This is a genomic window from Micromonospora sp. NPDC048169 (assembly GCF_040652815.1).
GTDB lineage: Bacteria > Actinomycetota > Actinomycetes > Mycobacteriales > Micromonosporaceae > Micromonospora.
The window spans coordinates 81,891-97,374 of record NZ_JBEZMS010000011.1; the positions used below are offsets into that span (position 1 = coordinate 81,891).

The 15,484-nt window shown below is 73.0% G+C and carries 15 protein-coding genes; 9 read left to right on the forward strand and 6 right to left on the reverse strand.

The window, feature by feature from the left end:
• Positions 1 to 43: 43 nt before the first annotated feature.
• From AB0D28_RS12605 to AB0D28_RS12625, 5 genes are read left to right on the forward strand one after another with little or no spacing between them, the layout of a single operon-like run.
• Positions 44 to 796, forward strand: a complete 753-nt coding sequence (locus AB0D28_RS12605; protein WP_357385134.1) for an NUDIX domain-containing protein — start codon at positions 44 to 46, stop codon at positions 794 to 796.
• On the forward strand, positions 793 to 1,776 hold the full coding sequence (locus AB0D28_RS12610) for a serine/threonine protein kinase (RefSeq protein WP_357385136.1): 984 nt from the start codon (positions 793 to 795) through the stop codon (positions 1,774 to 1,776). The genes AB0D28_RS12605 and AB0D28_RS12610 overlap by 4 nt, the downstream gene beginning before the upstream one ends.
• 10 nt (positions 1,777 to 1,786) lie before the next feature.
• Positions 1,787 to 2,746: a hypothetical protein gene (locus AB0D28_RS12615; protein ID WP_357385138.1), complete on the forward strand. Its 960-nt coding sequence runs from the start codon at positions 1,787 to 1,789 to the stop codon at positions 2,744 to 2,746.
• Positions 2,743 to 4,002, forward strand: a complete 1,260-nt coding sequence (locus AB0D28_RS12620) for an adenylosuccinate synthetase (protein ID WP_357385140.1) — start codon at positions 2,743 to 2,745, stop codon at positions 4,000 to 4,002. The genes AB0D28_RS12615 and AB0D28_RS12620 overlap by 4 nt, the downstream gene beginning before the upstream one ends.
• A gap of 24 nt (positions 4,003 to 4,026) precedes the next feature.
• Positions 4,027 to 4,650: a DedA family protein gene (locus tag AB0D28_RS12625; protein WP_357385142.1), complete on the forward strand. Its 624-nt coding sequence runs from the start codon at positions 4,027 to 4,029 to the stop codon at positions 4,648 to 4,650.
• A 45-nt stretch (positions 4,651 to 4,695) separates the two neighbouring features.
• Here the strand turns inward: AB0D28_RS12625 and AB0D28_RS12630 are convergent, their stop codons facing one another.
• Entirely contained in the window at positions 4,696 to 5,337 is a 642-nt protein-coding gene (locus AB0D28_RS12630; protein WP_357385144.1) for a TetR/AcrR family transcriptional regulator, read from the reverse strand.
• Positions 5,338 to 5,415: 78 nt separating this feature from the next.
• Between AB0D28_RS12630 and AB0D28_RS12635 the strand changes: the two genes are divergently transcribed.
• The 4 genes from AB0D28_RS12635 to AB0D28_RS12650 all read left to right on the forward strand — a co-directional run bounded on the left by AB0D28_RS12635 (position 5,416) and on the right by AB0D28_RS12650 (position 10,397).
• Complete coding sequence (locus tag AB0D28_RS12635) at positions 5,416 to 5,868, forward strand: SCP2 sterol-binding domain-containing protein (protein ID WP_357385146.1); 453 nt, start codon at positions 5,416 to 5,418, stop codon at positions 5,866 to 5,868.
• 1 nt (position 5,869) lies between these two features.
• On the forward strand, positions 5,870 to 7,084 hold the full coding sequence (locus AB0D28_RS12640; protein WP_357385148.1) for an acyl-CoA dehydrogenase family protein: 1,215 nt from the start codon (positions 5,870 to 5,872) through the stop codon (positions 7,082 to 7,084).
• A gap of 167 nt (positions 7,085 to 7,251) precedes the next feature.
• A complete protein-coding gene (locus tag AB0D28_RS12645) occupies positions 7,252 to 8,817 on the forward strand; it encodes an AMP-binding protein (protein WP_357385150.1) in 1,566 nt (521 codons plus the stop codon).
• A 77-nt stretch (positions 8,818 to 8,894) separates the two neighbouring features.
• Entirely contained in the window at positions 8,895 to 10,397 is a 1,503-nt protein-coding gene (locus tag AB0D28_RS12650) for a N,N-dimethylformamidase beta subunit family domain-containing protein (RefSeq protein WP_357385152.1), read from the forward strand.
• A gap of 60 nt (positions 10,398 to 10,457) precedes the next feature.
• Here the strand turns inward: AB0D28_RS12650 and AB0D28_RS12655 are convergent, their stop codons facing one another.
• The 5 genes from AB0D28_RS12655 to AB0D28_RS12675 all read right to left on the reverse strand — a co-directional run bounded on the left by AB0D28_RS12655 (position 10,458) and on the right by AB0D28_RS12675 (position 15,384).
• On the reverse strand, positions 10,458 to 10,985 hold the full coding sequence (locus AB0D28_RS12655) for a hypothetical protein (RefSeq protein ID WP_357385154.1): 528 nt from the start codon (positions 10,983 to 10,985) through the stop codon (positions 10,458 to 10,460).
• Positions 10,986 to 11,298: 313 nt separating this feature from the next.
• On the reverse strand, positions 11,299 to 11,793 hold the full coding sequence (locus AB0D28_RS12660) for a SigE family RNA polymerase sigma factor (RefSeq protein ID WP_357385324.1): 495 nt from the start codon (positions 11,791 to 11,793) through the stop codon (positions 11,299 to 11,301).
• Positions 11,794 to 11,853: 60 nt separating this feature from the next.
• Positions 11,854 to 13,101 (reverse strand): phosphoribosylamine--glycine ligase, encoded by a 1,248-nt coding sequence (gene purD / locus AB0D28_RS12665; protein ID WP_357385156.1) that lies wholly within the window; start codon positions 13,099 to 13,101, stop codon positions 11,854 to 11,856.
• A 90-nt stretch (positions 13,102 to 13,191) separates the two neighbouring features.
• Positions 13,192 to 13,950 carry a type IV toxin-antitoxin system AbiEi family antitoxin domain-containing protein gene (locus AB0D28_RS12670; protein ID WP_357385159.1) on the reverse strand — a complete coding sequence of 253 codons (759 nt, stop codon included), beginning with the start codon at positions 13,948 to 13,950 and terminating at the stop codon, positions 13,192 to 13,194.
• Positions 13,951 to 14,094: 144 nt separating this feature from the next.
• Entirely contained in the window at positions 14,095 to 15,384 is a 1,290-nt protein-coding gene (locus AB0D28_RS12675; RefSeq protein WP_357385161.1) for an adenylosuccinate synthase, read from the reverse strand.
• Positions 15,385 to 15,484 lie beyond the last annotated feature (100 nt).

A 15,484-nucleotide genomic window follows, 5' to 3' on the forward strand; every position in this document is an offset into this window, starting at 1 on the left:
GTTCTCAGATTGAGTTGTTCTCAACCTGAGAGAGTGAGTCGCCGTGGACGAGCAGGACTTCCTCGCCGGATACGACCCCCGGGACTACCCGGCGGTCGCGGTCACCGTCGACGTGGTTGCGCTGACCATCCGCGAGGGCGCGCTGCACCTGCTGCTGATCCGTCGCGGCGCGCCGCCCTACGAGGGGCACTGGGCGCTGCCCGGCGGCTTCGTCCAGCCGGACGAGGACCTGGCCACGGGTGCCCGGCGCGAGCTGGCCGAGGAGACCGGCCTCGGCGGCGAGCGGCTGCGCCGCGTGCACCTCGAACAGCTCGGCAGCTACGGCGCCCCCGACCGCGACCCTCGCATGCGTGTGGTCTCGGTCGCGCACCTGGCGTTCGCCCCCGACCTGCCCGATCCCGTCGCCGACACCGACGCCGACGACGCGATCTGGCTGCCGGTGACCGCGCTGACCAGCCGGCAGCTCGCCTTCGACCACGGCCGGATCATCGACGACGGCCTGGAGCGCGCCCGCTCCAAGCTGGAGTACACGCCGCTGGCCACCCGGTTCCTCGCCCCCGAGTTCACGGTCACCGAGCTGCGCGAGGTCTACGAGACGGTCTGGGGCCACCCGCTGCACGCCGGCAACTTCCACCGCAAGGTGCTCTCGGTGCCCGGCTTCGTGGAGAGCACCGGCGCCAGCACCGAACGCGGCGGCGCGCGCGGCGGCCCCCGGGCCAAGCTCTACCGCGCCGGAGACGCCCGGCTGCTGCACCCGGCGCTGCTGCGCCCCGCCCGGGAGGAGACGGTGCGGTGAGGACCGAGGAGGCGATCCGGCTGGTCACGGCCGCGCGTACCGACGCCGACCTGTTCGGCACGCGGGAGCCGGCCCGCCGCTACCGCGAACTGGTCGGCGCGCTGCACCCCGACCGGCTGGGCGCGGCCGACCCCCGGGTACGCGCCGCCGCCGCCGAAGCGCTGGTCACCGTCACCACCCGGTGGCGCACCCCCGCCCCCGCGTACACCGGCGACGTCGCCACCCTGCACGACCGCAAGGAAGGGCCCCCTGTTAACGCCTCCGGTAGAGGAGGGGCCCCTTCTTATCACCTGGCCAAGGTGTGCCGGCACCCCGGCGACAACGACCTGATGGCCCGCGAGGCGCGCGCGTTGCGCCGGATCGCCGAGCGCGGCGACGCCAAGCACCTCGCGTACGTGCCCCGGCTCGTCGACTCCTACCCGGCGCGCGACCCGTCGACCGGCGTGCAACGGCAGGTCAACGAGCTGGCCACCGTACCCGGGCTGCGCAGCCTGGACGACGTGCGCCGCGCGTACCCCGACGGGCTGGACCCGCGCGACGCGGCCTGGATGTGGCGGCGGCTGCTCGTGGCGCTCGGCCTGGCCCACCGGGCCGGCGTGGTGCACGGCGCGGTGCTGCCCCGGCACGTGCTCATCGAGCCGGACGCGCACGGCCTGGTGCTCGTCGACTGGTGCTTCTCGGCCGAGCCGGGCGGGCTCGTGCCGGCACTCGTGCCCGGCCACGAGGACTGGTATCCGCCGGAGGTCGCCGCGAAGCGGCAGTGCGGGCCGGGCACCGACATCGCGATGGCCGCCCGCTGCATGACCTGGCTGATGGGCGACCGCGCGCCGCGCGAGCTGCGCGCCTTCGCCGACGGCTGTCAGGGCACTGCGCTCGCCACCCGGCCCGACGACGCGTGGCGGCTGCTGCGCGAACTCGACGAGGTGCTGCACCGGCTGTACGGGCCGCGCACCTTCCGACCCTTCACCCTCAACCCCTAGGGAGGCTGCCATGGGCAGTGGAATCTGGTCCACCGACGTGTACGACGCCGCCGACCGCTACCGGCGCCGCACCGGCAAGAGCGCGTTCTCGTACAGCGACAGCGGCGCCCGCAAGGTGCACCCGGCGCTCGACCCGCGCGACGCGCTGCGGGAGAGCCGCGACTCCGCCGAACACCCCCAGTCGACGCCGATCGCCGTGCTGTTCGACGTCACCGGCTCGATGGGGCACGTGCCCCGGGTGCTGCAGAGCAAGCTGCCGCAGCTGCTCGGCCTGCTGCTGCGCCAGGGGTACGCGAAGGACCCGCAGGTCATGTTCGGCGCGATCGGCGACGCCACCTGCGACCGGGTGCCGTTGCAGGTCGGGCAGTTCGAGTCCGACAACCGGATGGACGACGACCTCGGCCGGATCGTGCTGGAGGGCGGCGGAGGCGGCCAGATGATGGAGTCGTACGAGCTGGCGCTCTACTTCATGGCCCGGCACACAGCCACCGACAGCTGGGACAAGCGCGGCCGGCGCGGCTACCTGTTCATCATCGGCGACGAACTGGCGTACCCGGCGGTGAAGGCCGCTGAGGTGGCCCGGCTGATCGGCGACGACCTGCGCGAGGACATGCCGGTCCGGCAGATCGTGGACGAGGTGACCGCGCGCTGGGACACCTACTACCTGCTCCCGGCCGGCAGCCACTACGCGGGCAACCGCAAGGTGCTGGACTTCTGGCGCGGCCTGCTCGGGCAGAACGCGGTCGAGCTGGACGACCTGGACGCGGTCTGCGAGACGATCGCGCTCACCGTCGGCCTCGGCGAGCAGGCCATCGACCTGGACGCCGGGCTGCGCGACCTGGACCGGGCCGGCTCGACGGCCACCCGGACCGTCTCGAAGGCACTCGCCCAGGTCGGCTCCGGGCGGCGCGCGGTGGCGACGCTGCCGTTCAGCCCGGCCGACGGCGGAAGCGGGGTCACCCGGCTGTGAACCACGTGATGGTGGTCGACCTCGGCTACGGCGACGCCGGCAAGGGCACAGTGGTGGACCTGCTCTGCGCCACCCGGCAGGTGCACACGGTCATCCGCTTCAACGGGGGCGCGCAGGCGGCGCACAACGTCGTCCTGCGCGACGGGCGGCACCACACGTTCGCGCAGTTCGGCGCCGGGACGTTCCGTCCGGGCGTACGGACGCACCTGGCGCGGCACGTCGTGGTGGACCCGCTGGCGCTGGCCGCCGAGGCCGACCACCTCGCGTCGGTCGGCGTGCCAGACGCGCTCGACCGGCTGACTGTGGACGGGGAGGCGCTGCTCGCCACCCCGTACCACCGGGCCGCCAACCGGGCCCGGGAGATCGCCCGGGGAGCCGACCGGCACGGCTCCTGCGGGCTGGGGGTGGGCGAGGCGGTCGCGTACGGCCTCGCCCACCCCGACGAGGCGCCCCGGGTGGCGGACTGCCGCCGCCCGGCGGTGCTGCGCCGCCGGCTGGCCGCGCTGCGCGACCGGCTCACCGCCGAGCTGGGACCGCTCGACGCGCCGCCGGTGGAGGACTGCCTGCCCGCGTACGCGGCCTTCGCGCGCCGGGTGGCGATCGTCGACCGGTCCTGGCTGGCATCCGCCCTGCGCGAGGGCACCTGCGTGTTCGAGGGCGCGCAGGGGGTGCTGCTGGACGAGTGGCACGGCTTCCACCCGTACACGACGTGGAGCACCACGACGTTCGCCAACGCCGAGACGCTGCTCGCCGAGGCGGGCATGGCCGGGGCCGCGCAGCGGCTCGGCGTGCTGCGGACGACCACCACCCGGCACGGTCCCGGGCCGCTGGTCACCGAGGACGCGGCGCTGCCGTTCCGCGACCGGCACAACGGGACGAACCCGTGGCAGGGCCGGTTCCGGTTCGGGCACTTCGACGCGGTCGCCCACCGGTACGCGCTGGAGGTCGCCGGTGGCGTCGACGGGCTGGCGCTCACCCACCTCGACCTGGCCGGGCCCGAGCTGCGGATCTGCCGCCGGTACGACGGCCTGGACCAGCTCGTTCCCGGCCCGGCCGGTGACCTGGACCGGCAGGCGGCGCTCACCGAGCAGTTGCTGCGGGCTCGACCGGTGCTGGACGAGTCACCGGCCGACTGGCCGGCGGCGGTCTCGGAGGCGCTGGGGGCACCTGTGGTGCTCACGTCGCGCGGGCCCACGGCCGAGGAGAAGGAAGGGCCCCTTGTTAACGCCTTTTGTATGGGAAGGGCCCCTGCTTAACACCGCACCCCCGAGCATGGGTGCATGGGGGACGTGCTCGACCTGCTGCACCACACGGTGACCTCGCCGTGGGTGTATCTGCTGATCATCGCGGTCACCGCGATCGACGCGTTCTTCCCGGCGGTGCCCGGCGAGACGGTGGTGATCACGGCCGGCGTCTTCGCGGCGGGCGGCGAGCCGAACCTGGTGCTGGTGATCGTGACCGCCGCGTTCGGCGCGCTCCTCGGCGATCACATCTCGTACGCGATCGGCCGGGGCGGCGGCGCGAACCGGCTGGCCCGCTTCCCGGCGGACAGCAGGCGGCGGGCCGGCTCGGAGTGGGCCCGCCGGGCCGTCGACAGGCGCGGCGGGATGATCCTGACCACCGCCCGGTACGTCCCCGGCGGTCGCACCGCCGTCACGCTGACCATGGGTGCGGTCCGCTACCCGTTACGCACGTTCTTCCTGTACGACGGCCTGGCGTGTGTCACCTGGGGGATCTACTGCGGGCTGCTCGGCTACTTCGGCGGCCTGGCGTTCGAGCACAACCCCGTCTCCGGGCTCCTCGCCGGGGTCGCCATCTCGCTCGCGGTCACCGGCCTGTTCGAGGCCGTCCGCTGGGGCCGGCGGCGGGCGCACCGGCGGGCCGCCGCCCGGCGCGACTGTTAACAAGGGGCCCTTCCTCTACCGGAGGCGTTAAGAAGGGGCCCTTCCTTACACAGCGGCGGGTGGGTGCCAGGTGACGCCGCGCAGGAGCTGGTCGGCGCCGAGCCAGGCCACGTTCATCATCCGCGTGGCGGTCTTCCCGGCGTCGGCCTCGGGGTGGTCGGCCAGCCAGTCGGCGAGCGACTCACTGGCGCCGACCAGCCCGTACGCGACCACCTCCAGGTCGGTGGCGCCGATCTCACGGCCGGACGCGCGCAGCGCGTGGTCGAGCATCCCGGCGACCACCTCGACCAGCCGGCCGCGCATGGCGGCGAGTTCGGCGGCGAACGGCTGGGAGCCGCGCGCCTGCCGGTAGAGCACCGCCCAGCCGTCCCGGTGTGCGCCGACGAAGCCGAAGAACGCGCGCAGCCCGCGCCAGAGCCGCTCGTCGGCGGGCAGGTCGGGGGCGGCGGCGCCGGCGATCGCCTCCATCATCCGGGTGCTCTCCCGGTGCAGGCAGGCGATGAAGAGTTCCTCCTTGGTGCCGAGATAGGCGTACACCATCGGCTTGGAGATGCCGGCGTCGTCGGCGATCTCGTCCATGCTGGCGGCGTGGAAGCCGCGGCGGGAGAACACCTTCACCGCCGCGTCGAGCATCTGCTGCTCGCGTACGGCCCGGGGGAGGCGCTTGAAGGTCGGCGTGCTGGACACCCTTGCGAGCATACCTACCCGTGCGTAAGGTTACGCCAGAGTAACCAAAATGGCCCCGCCCGAGAGGTGCAATCCCCCATGACTGACTTCGACCCCGCCAACTTCGCGAACGTCGGCCCGAAGGAGTTCGCGCAGCTGGTCAAGTCCACGCCGGACGCCAAGATCGCCGAGATCATGTCCGGCGAGTCGCGCGGCAAGATCCTCAGCGAGGTCTTCAACCGGATGCCCGCGCTGTTCCGTGCCGACCGTGCCGGCGCCACCAACGCGGTCATCCACTGGAACATCACCGGCCGCCCGGACGGTGGCACCGACACCTACGAGGTCGTCATCGAGAACGGCACCTGCACCGCCTCGGAGACCCCGACCCGCGACCCGAAGCTGAGCCTCACCATGGGCCCGGTCGAGTTCCTGAAGATCATCACCGGCGGCGCCAACCCGGTGATGATGTTCATGACCGGCAAGCTGAAGGCCAAGGGCGACCTGGGCCTGGCCGCCAACATCGCCAACCTGTTCGACATCCCCAAGGCCTGACATGGCCGAGTTCTCGCTCGACCTGAACGAGGAACAGCGGGACCTTCGCGACTGGGTGCACGGCTTCGCCGCCGAGGTCGTGCGCCCGGCCGCGGCCGAGTGGGACGCCCGGGAGGAAACCCCCTGGCCGATCATCCAGGAGGCCGCGAAGGTCGGCCTGTACGGGTTCGAGTTCCTCGCCACCTGCTGGGCCGACCCCACCGGCCTCTCCCTGCCGATCGCCAGCGAGGAACTCTTCTGGGGTGACGCCGGCATCGGCCTGAGCATCTTCGGAACCTCCCTCGCGGTCGCCGCGATCTACGGCGCCGGCACCCCCGACCAGCTCGTCGAATGGGTGCCGCAGTGCTTCGGCGACGTCGACTCCCCGGCCGTCGCCGCGTTCTGCACGAGCGAGCCGGAGGCCGGCTCCGACGTCGGGTCGATGCGTACCCGCGCCGTCTACGACGAGGCCACCGACGAGTGGGTGCTCAACGGGCAGAAGGCGTACGCCACCAACGGCGGTATCGCCGGGGTGCACGTGGTCACCGCCTCGATCGAGCCCGAGCTGGGCTCGCGCGGGCAGGCCGCGTTCGTCGTACCCCCTGGCACGCCCGGCCTGACCGCGACCCGCAAGCTGCGCAAGCTGGGCCTGCGCGCCTCGCACACCGCCGACGTCTTCCTCGACGACGTCCGGGTGCCCGGCCGCTGCCTGCTCGGCGGCAAGGACGCGCTCGACGAGCGGCTGGCCCGCGCCCGGTCCGGGCAGCGTGCCTCCGGCCAGGCGGCGATGCGGACGTTCGAGCTGTCCCGCCCGACAGTCGGCGCGCAGGCGCTGGGCGTGGCCCGCGCCGCCTACGAGTACGCGCTGGACTACGCCAAGGAGCGGGTCCAGTTCGGACGCCCGATCATCTCCAACCAGGCGGTAGCGTTCGCGCTCGCCGACATGAAGATGGAGATCGACGCGGCCCGGCTGCTGGTCTGGCGCGCGTCCTGGATGGGCCGCAACAACCGGCCGTTCACCGCCGGCGAGGGCTCGATGTCCAAGCTCAAGGCCGGCGAGGTCGCCGTCTCGGTGACCGACAAGGCGGTCCAGCTCCTCGGCGGCGCCGGCTTCCTGCGCGACCACCCGGTCGAGCGGTGGTACCGCGACGCCAAGATCTACACCATCTTCGAGGGCACCTCCGAGATCCAGCGGCTGGTCATCTCCCGGGCCATCTCCGGGATGCAGATCCGCTGACCGCCGGCGGGCCGCGGCCCGACCCGTGACGACGCCTCGTGCCGTCACGGGCCGGGCCGCCGCTCCCGGGCCGACCCGAACCGCGATCGGGCACAAGATCACGCCGAACCGGACGGCAGACCGTCCGGAGCCTGGTCGACGAACCACGAACGCGAAGGAGTTGCGCCTTGGACCTGCCGTTCATCGCCGCCACGCTGACCCGACGTGGACTACTCGCCCCGGGCGGACCGATCCGCGTGGTCTCCCAACTGAACGCGCTACGCCGGTGGGGCTGGAGCCTCGCCGGGGAGCTGCGCCAGGCCGCCGCCCGCGACCCCGGCCGCGTCGCGGTGGTCGACGAGCGCGGCGCCACCATGACGTACCAGGAACTGCTCGACCGCTCCGAGCGGCTGGCCCGGTCGCTGCGGTCCCACCTCGGCGTGCGGACCGGCGACCGGGTCGGCGTGCTCTGCCGCAACCACCACGGCCTGATCGAGGCGATAGTCGCCGCGATGCTGCTCGGCGCGGACGCCGTCCTGGTAAACACCGGGCTGTCCGCCGCGCAACTCGTGACGGTGGCCGAGGAACAGGGCCTGCGCGTCCTGGTGCACGACGGCGAGTTCACCGAACGGGTCCTCGGCCTCCCGCCCGAGCTGTACCGGGTCGACGAGCGGCGGCAGGAGGAGCTGATCGCCGCCGCCGTGCCCGGCGAGAAGCTCCAGCCGCCGGAGCGCGACGGCCGCACCATAGTGCTGACCTCCGGCACCACCGGCGCGCCGAAGGGCGCCCGCCGGCCCACCCCGCACGGCTTCGGCCCGCTGGTGTCCATCATCGACCGCATCCCGCTGCACGCGCGGAACACCGTGATGATCGCCGCGCCGGTCTTCCACACCTGGGGGTACGCGGCGCTCCAGGTCTCGTTCGCGCTGCGCGCCACAGTGGTGCTGCACCGCCGTTTCGACCCGGCCGCCACGCTCGCCGCGCTCACCGCCCAGCGGTGCGACGCCATGTTCGCCGTACCGGTGATGCTCCAACGGCTGATGGAGGTCGCGCCGCCGCAGCCCCGGCCGCCGCTCAAAGTGGTGGCGGTGAGCGGATCCGCGCTGCCCGGCAACCTGGCCACCGCGTTCATGGACCGCTACGGCGACGTGCTCTACAACCTCTACGGCTCGACCGAGGTCTCCTGGGCCTCCATCGCCGGCCCCGCCGAGCTTCGTGCCGCGCCCACCACGGCGGGACGCCCGCCGCACGGCACCCGGCTGGCCATCCTGGACGGCACCGGCCGCCCGGTCCGCGACGGCGAGGTCGGGCGGATCTTCGTGGGCAACGAGATGCTGTTCGAGGGCTACACGTCCGGCGCCGGGCGGGAGAGCCGCGACGGCCTGCTGGACACCGGGGACCTGGGCCGGCTGAACGCCGACGGGCTCCTCTTCGTCGACGGCCGCGCCGACGACATGATCGTCTCGGGTGGCGAGAACGTCTTCCCGTCCGAGGTGGAGGATCTGATCGCCCGGCTGCCGCAGGTCCGCGAGGTCGCCGTGATCGGCGTACCGGACCCCGACTACGGTCAGCGGCTGGCCGCGTTCCTGGCGCTGCACACCGGCGAGACGCTCGATCCGGAGGCGGTCCGCGAGTACGTCCGGCGCTACCTGGCCCGCTTCTCCGTGCCGCGCGACGTGGTGTTCGTCAAGTACCTACCGCGCAACGCCACCGGCAAGGTGCTCAGCCGGGAGCTGCGCCGCTACTTCGACTGATCCACATCGGTCAGACAGCCGGTGCCTCCCGATGCTACGGTCTCCCCCGATCGAACGGGGAGACGGGGTGTGCCACAATGGACCGATTTCGGCGTCGTACCGCTCTCGGCCTTCTCGTCGGCGGCGCGTCCGCCGCCGCCCTCGGCCCGCTCGACCCGGTCTTCGGCGGCCGGCCCGGCGACTCACCCAACCGGTTGCCGATCCCGCCGGTCTCGCCGGTCGAGCGGGAGAACCGCGCCGCCGGTGAGCCGTGGTGGCCGGAAGACGACGGCCAGGCCGCCGACGACCGGCGGCGCCAGATCCAGGGGTACGCCTCGACGACGAGCGTCGCCCCCGGCGAGGAGATCACGTTCCACGTCGCGGTCAACCCGGCCGGCCGGTTCCGGATCAGCGTGCACCGCCTCGGCTGGTACGGCGGCGCGGGCGCCCGCACGATGCTGACCAGCCCCGAGCTGCGCGGCGTACCGCAGCCCGTGCCGGACGCCGACCCGGACACCGGCGTGCTCGACTGCCGGTGGCCGGTGTCCTGGCGGCTGTCCGTCCCGCACGGCTGGGCCTCCGGCCTCTACCAGGCGGTCTTCACCTCGGCCGACGGCTGGCGGGCGTGCACGCCGTTCGTGGTGCGCGACGACAGGCGTCCGGCCGCGCTCTGCGTGGTGCTGCCGGTGACCACCTGGCAGGCGTACAACCAGTGGCCACGCGACCGGCGGAACGGCAAGAGCCTCTACGGCGGCTACCGGCCCGACGGGCGGCGCGACCCCGAGCTGCGGGCCCGCGCTGTCACGTTCGACCGTCCCTACTCCGGTGCCGGCCGGCCCTTCCACTCCGACCGCGACGAGAACGCGATCCGGTGGCTGGAACGCAACCTCTACGACGTCACCTACGCCACCAGCTTCGACCTGCACTCCGGGCGGCTCGACCCGGCCCGGTACCGGGGCCTGGTGTTCTGCGGGCACGACGAGTACTGGTCGGCCGAGATGCGCCGCGCCACCGAGGTCGGCCTGGCCGGGGGCACAAGCCTGGCGTTCCTCGGCGCGAACAGCGTCTACTGGCACGCCCGCGTCCACCCCGCCGCCGACGGCCGGCCCGACCGGGTCGTCGAGTGCGCCAAGACCGACCCCCGCCGGGGTGCCGACGGCAGCGACCCGACGTTGACCTGGCGCAACCTCGACCAGCCGGAGCAGGCGCTGCTCGGCGTGCAGTACAACGGCATCGTGCTGACCCCGCAGCCGCTCGTGGTGCGCGGCGCCGACCACTGGGTGTGGGCCGGCACCGGCGTGGCCGACGGCGACCGCATCCCGGGTGTGGTCGCGGGCGAGGCGGACGGGGTGCACACCGCCCTCGCCCGGCCCGCCGGGACCACGCTCAGCTCGTCGCCGTACCCGGCCCAGCAGGGCGGGCGGCGGGTCCAGAACAGCCACGTCCACGAGACGGCACGCGGCGCTGTGGTCTTCGCCAGCGGCACGCTGGGCTGGACCATGGCACTGGACCGGCAGGGGCACCGTGACCCGCGCATCGAGCGGGCCACGGAGAACGTGCTCGACCGGATGGCCGGCCGGCGTCGCACGACATCGACCTGATCCGAGCCGCTACCGGCTCCGGCCGCCCGCCACCCTGTCCGCCGAGCGGGAGAACATCATTCACGGATAGAGCGTCAGCCCTGGTGCCTGCGCCAGAGCCGCCAACTGACCGACGGTGAGCAGTGGATTCCGGGCCCCGCGGGTCGGCTCGCGGTTCGCACCGACCTCCGCGTTGCTGGTGGTCACCGTCACCGTGGTGCCGTCCGTCCGCGCCACGACCGCCTGGCGCTGCACCACCCCGGGCACCCCGTACGGCGTCTCGATGACCAGCAGCGCACCGCCGTCGGGCAGCTCGGTCGTCGTGCAACGGTCGCGGGCGAGGGTGTACTGCTCGCAGTCGAGCCGCTCGCCCGCCCCGGTGGGTCGGACCGAGACGTGCAGGGGCCCCTGCTCGGTGGCCGTGGCCAGTCGCCCGCCCGCGGTGTACTCCCGGTAGCTCCGCTCGTACTGGAACTGCGGCGCGGTGCAACCGGGCAGGACCCCGCGCACGGTGACGCCGGACGGCACGTCGTTCTTCAACGCCTCGCGCAACTCCGCCGACAGGCGCTGCACGGCCGCCGCCGGCGCTTCGGTGGGAAGCGTCCGCACCGTCGGATCCGACTGCATCGGCGCGGTTGGTCCACTCGGCCTCGGCGTCACCGGTGCGCAGGCGGGCGTCGTGGGAGAGCCGACGGGCCCAGGCCATCCTGGGGCTGGGCGGCCCGAGGACGGGTCGCCTCCTCCCAGGCCCCGCAGGACGGGCGGGGCGACGAGCACCGACGCCAGCGTCACCGCCACCACGGCACCACCCGTCATCCATCCACGCCTCCGGCGATCCCGGTGATAGGTGGTGATCAGTCGGTCCAGGTCGATTCGGCTGGGTGGCGCCTCCGCTGTCGCCGCCCGCAGTTCCCGCATCAGCTCATCCATCGGTCCGCACCTCCAGACGGCCTCGCAGCGTCTTGAGCGCTCGCGCGGCTTGGCTCTTCACTGTCCCCGGGGAGCAGCCGAGTTCCCGCGCCGTCTCCTCGACCGACAGGTCGCAGAAGTAGCGCAGCACCAGGACGGCTCGCCGTCGTGGTGGCAGCTCGGCCAGCAGAGCGAGGAGGCTGAGACGTTCGGCGCTGTCCTCCGACACGGTGTGGACTCCGGTGTCCGGCACCTCCGCCCAGGAGCGCTCCCGCCGCCAGGGTCGGCGACGCTCGTCCAACCACACGCGCAGCAGTATCCGCCGGACGTAGGCGTCGGGATCGTCCATCGCAGAGACCCGGCGCCAGTGCCGGAGCAGTCGGAGCAACGCGGCCGACACCAGGTCGTCGGCGGTGTGCCAGTCGCCGCAGAGCAGGTACGCGGTACGCCGCAGCGGCTCCATGCGCGCCACGACATACGCGCGGTAACCCTCGATGTCCACCGGCAACCCGGCCACCTCCTCGCTTCCCCCTTCAAACGGAGGAAGCGACCGGCCGGGTTGCCCGGATCAGCGGGGAATCGTGACCCGTCCGCCGACCGCCGCGGCGGCGATGTCGGTGCGGTGGTGGGAACCGGCCAGCTCCACGTCGCGTACCAGGGCGTAGGCGGCGTCGCGCGCGGCGGCCAGATCCGGCCCGGTCGCCGTACCGCAGAGGACCCGGCCGCCCGCGGAGCGCAACGTGCCGTCGGCGTCCCGGCGGGTGCCGGCGTGGATGATCCCGGCGCGGTCCGCGCCGGTGATCACATCACCGGTACGCGGGCCCGCCGGGTAGCCGTCGGCCGCCACCACGACGGTGACCGCCGCGCCGTCGCGCCAGCGCAGCGGCGGGTGCGCGCCCAGCGTGCCGGCGGCGGCGGCGTGCAGCAGCCCACCCAGCGGCGTCTCCAGCAGGGCGAGCACCACCTGCGTCTCCGGGTCGCCGAAGCGCGCGTTGAACTCGATCACCCGTGGGCCGGACGGGGTGATCGCCAGGCCCACGTAGAGCAGACCGGCGAACGGGGTGCCCCGGCGGCGCAGCTCCGCCAGCGTCGGGTGCACCACGTCGCGCATCACGTCGTCGACCAGGCCGGGCGGGGCCCACGGCAGCGGCGCGTACGCGCCCATGCCGCCCGTGTTCGGCCCGGTGTCGCCGTCGCCGACCCGCTTGAAGTCCTGCGCCGGCAGCAACGGCACGGCCGCCTCGCCGTCGGTCACCACGAACAGGGAGACCTCGGGACCGGACAGGTACTCCTCGATCACCACCCGGCCGCACTCCGCCGCGTGCCGCTCGGCGGCCGCCCGGTCGTCGGTCACCACCACTCCCTTGCCGGCGGCGAGCCCGTCGTCCTTCACCACGTACGGTGCGCCGAACTCGTCCAGCGCGTGCGCCACGGCCCCCGCGTCCTCGCAGGTGTACGCGCGTGCGGTCGGCACACCGGCGGCGGTCATCACGTCCTTGGCGAACGTCTTCGAGCCCTCCAGCCGGGCCGCCTCCGCGCTCGGGCCGAACACCGCGATGCCCTTGGCGCGTACCGCGTCGGCGACGCCCGCCACCAGCGGCGCCTCCGGCCCGATGACAACCAGGTCGGCCGCGACCTCGACGGCGAGGGCCGCCACTGCTGCCGGGTCGGTGGGTGTCACCTCCCGCAGCTGCGCCACGGCCGCGATCCCCGGATTCCCCGGAGCCGCGACAAGTGCCTCGACGGCCGGATCCCCGGCGAGCCCGAGCGCGAGAGCGTGCTCCCGCCCACCACCACCCACAAGAAGTACGCGCACGACCGGCATCCTACTGACCACCCCACCCCTCCCCGTCGATCAAGGAGTTTGCGTCTCAGATTCGCGTGCCGAGGTCCGCAAACTCCTTGATCACCGGCGCTTCAGGGCGTGTTTGACCGTCTGGGGGATGTAGTCGGGGCGCAGGGTGTCGGACCAGGTGAAGCGGAGGATCCGCCAACCGGCGTTCACCAGGCGGTTCTGCCGGAAGCGGTCCGCGTAGACGGCCTCGGGCGTCAGGTGCGGGGCCCGGCCGTCCGCCTCGGCCAGGAATCCCCGCGCGGCAACCGCCCCCGGCGTCCCGTGAGGTGCGCGAGCACCAGAGAGGTCGCTCTCGGCCAGGATCCCCTGGTTGAGCGCGGAGTCGAGAACGCACACCGCCGGGTAGCGCCGAGCCCGCAGCAACACGTCGGCGACCGTGCGCGCCGGGGTCGTAGCCGGGATGTCGCCGGCCCGGCACACGTCCGCGTCGGCGAGCGTCAACTGGTGCACGGTCAGGCCGGGCTCCCCCCGCCGCTGCACGTGCGGTCGATCCGGCGGCACCGAGACGTGGATCGCCTCCGTCTGCGGAAGGCCGGCGATGCCGTGCAGTTCGGCGGCGGTGCCCAGCACGGCGACCGCGCCCGGCCCGAGGCTCGCAATCGTCGCCCGGATCACGGCCTGTCGTAGCGCCACCGGTGCCGGAACGGCGGGAAACGGCAGGTAGCAGCCACGTGAGACGCGCGTCCATCGCCCGGAGCGGACGAGGTACCGGATCCGCTCCCGGCCCAGGCCCAGCCGCAACGCCTGCCCCGCCGTCACGAACCCGCCCTGCGTCGCGGCCAGCCGCGTCAGCTCGTCGAATTCACCCACCCGCGCAGGCTCTCCCGCGCTACCCCACAGCCGACACCCCTGTGGACAACCTTGTGGATAACGAGAACGCCCTGCCCGCCTCCGCCCCGCCCCCGGCCGCCCTCGCCCGCAACCGCCCTCGCCCCGGGGGGTGAGGGGTGGGGGTTAGGGGAGGAGGGGGTGGCGGAGGACGTTTTCCTCTCGGCCTGGGCCTACGCCTACCACGCTCACGCGGGTGCCGGTCAGTTCCTCGATGCGGGCGATGTAGCGGCGGGCGTTCTCGGGGAGCTCGTCCTCGGTCCGCGCCTTGGTGATGTCCTCCCACCAGCCGTCGAGCTCTTCGTAGATCGGCGTGGCGTGGTGGAAGTCGGTCTGCGTCATCGGCATGTCGTCGAAGCGCTCGCCGTTGATCTCGTAGCCGACGCAGATCGGCACCTTCGCGAGGCCGGTCAGCACGTCCAGCTTGGTGACCACCAGGTCGGTGACGCCGTTGAGGCGGCACGCGTACCGGGCCACGACGGCGTCGAACCAGCCGCAGCGGCGCTCCCGGCCGGTGGTGGTGCCGTACTCGTGACCGACCTTGCGCAGGTGCTGCCCGTTGTCGTCGAACAGCTCGGTCGGGAACGGGCCGGAGCCCACCCGCGTCGTGTACGCCTTGCTCACCGCGATGACCTTGGTGATGGCGGTCGGCGGGATGCCCGCGCCCACGCACGCCCCGCCGGCCGTCGGGTTCGACGAGGTGACGAACGGGTAGGTGCCGTGGTCCATGTCGAGCATGGTGGCCTGGGCACCCTCCAGCAGCACGGTCTCGCCGCGGTCGAGCGCGTCCCAGAGCATCACCCGGGTCTCGGCGATGTACGGGCGTAGCCGCTCGGCGTACCGGAGGTATTCCTCGACGGTCTCCTCGACGTCGATCGCCTTACGGTTGTAGATCTTGAACAGGAGCTGGTTCTTCTCGCGGAGCGCCAGCTCCAGCTTCTTGCGCAGGATGCCCGGGTCGAGCAGGTCCTGAAGCCGGATGCCCATCCGGGCGACCTTGTCGCCGTACGCGGGACCGATGCCCCGGCCGGTGGTGCCGATGCGGGAGCTGCCGAGGTAGCGCTCGACCACCCGGTCCAGCGCCCGGTGGTGCGGCATGATCAGGTGCGCGTCGCCGGAGATGCGCAGGCGGGACACGTCCACGCCGCGCTCGGCGAGCCCGTCGATCTCCTGCAGCAGCACCTTCGGGTCGACCACCACGCCGTTGCCGATCACGATCATCGCGCTCGGTGACAGCGCACCGGACGGCATGAGGTGCAGCGCGTACTTCTGGCCGTCCGGCGTGATCACCGTGTGGCCTGCGTTGTTGCCGCCGGAGTAACGCACGACGTAGTCGACCCGCTCACCCAGCAGGTCGGTAACCTTGCCCTTGCCCTCGTCGCCCCACTGGGCGCCGAGCAGCACGATCGCTGGCATCTTCTCGCCTCCAGAAGGCTCGGGTGCCAGGTGGCGACCGGTCAGCGAGCCCGGGGTGTCAGGCTAACAAGTAGTGACGGTGGGACCAGCAGGGGTTGGT

What these genes read in the sequence shown, in the direction of transcription:
- AB0D28_RS12615 (WP_357385138.1), top strand. Translation starts at nt 1,787, where the DNA reads ATGGGCAGTGGAATCTGGTCCACCGACGTGTACGACGCCGCCGACCGC.
- AB0D28_RS12625 (WP_357385142.1), top strand. Translation starts at nt 4,027, where the DNA reads ATGGGGGACGTGCTCGACCTGCTGCACCACACGGTGACCTCGCCGTGG.
- AB0D28_RS12635 (WP_357385146.1), top strand. Translation starts at nt 5,416, where the DNA reads ATGACTGACTTCGACCCCGCCAACTTCGCGAACGTCGGCCCGAAGGAG.
- AB0D28_RS12640 (WP_357385148.1), top strand. Translation starts at nt 5,870, where the DNA reads ATGGCCGAGTTCTCGCTCGACCTGAACGAGGAACAGCGGGACCTTCGC.
- AB0D28_RS12650 (WP_357385152.1), top strand. Translation starts at nt 8,895, where the DNA reads ATGGACCGATTTCGGCGTCGTACCGCTCTCGGCCTTCTCGTCGGCGGC.
- AB0D28_RS12675 (WP_357385161.1), bottom strand. Translation starts at nt 15,384, where the DNA reads ATGCCAGCGATCGTGCTGCTCGGCGCCCAGTGGGGCGACGAGGGCAAG.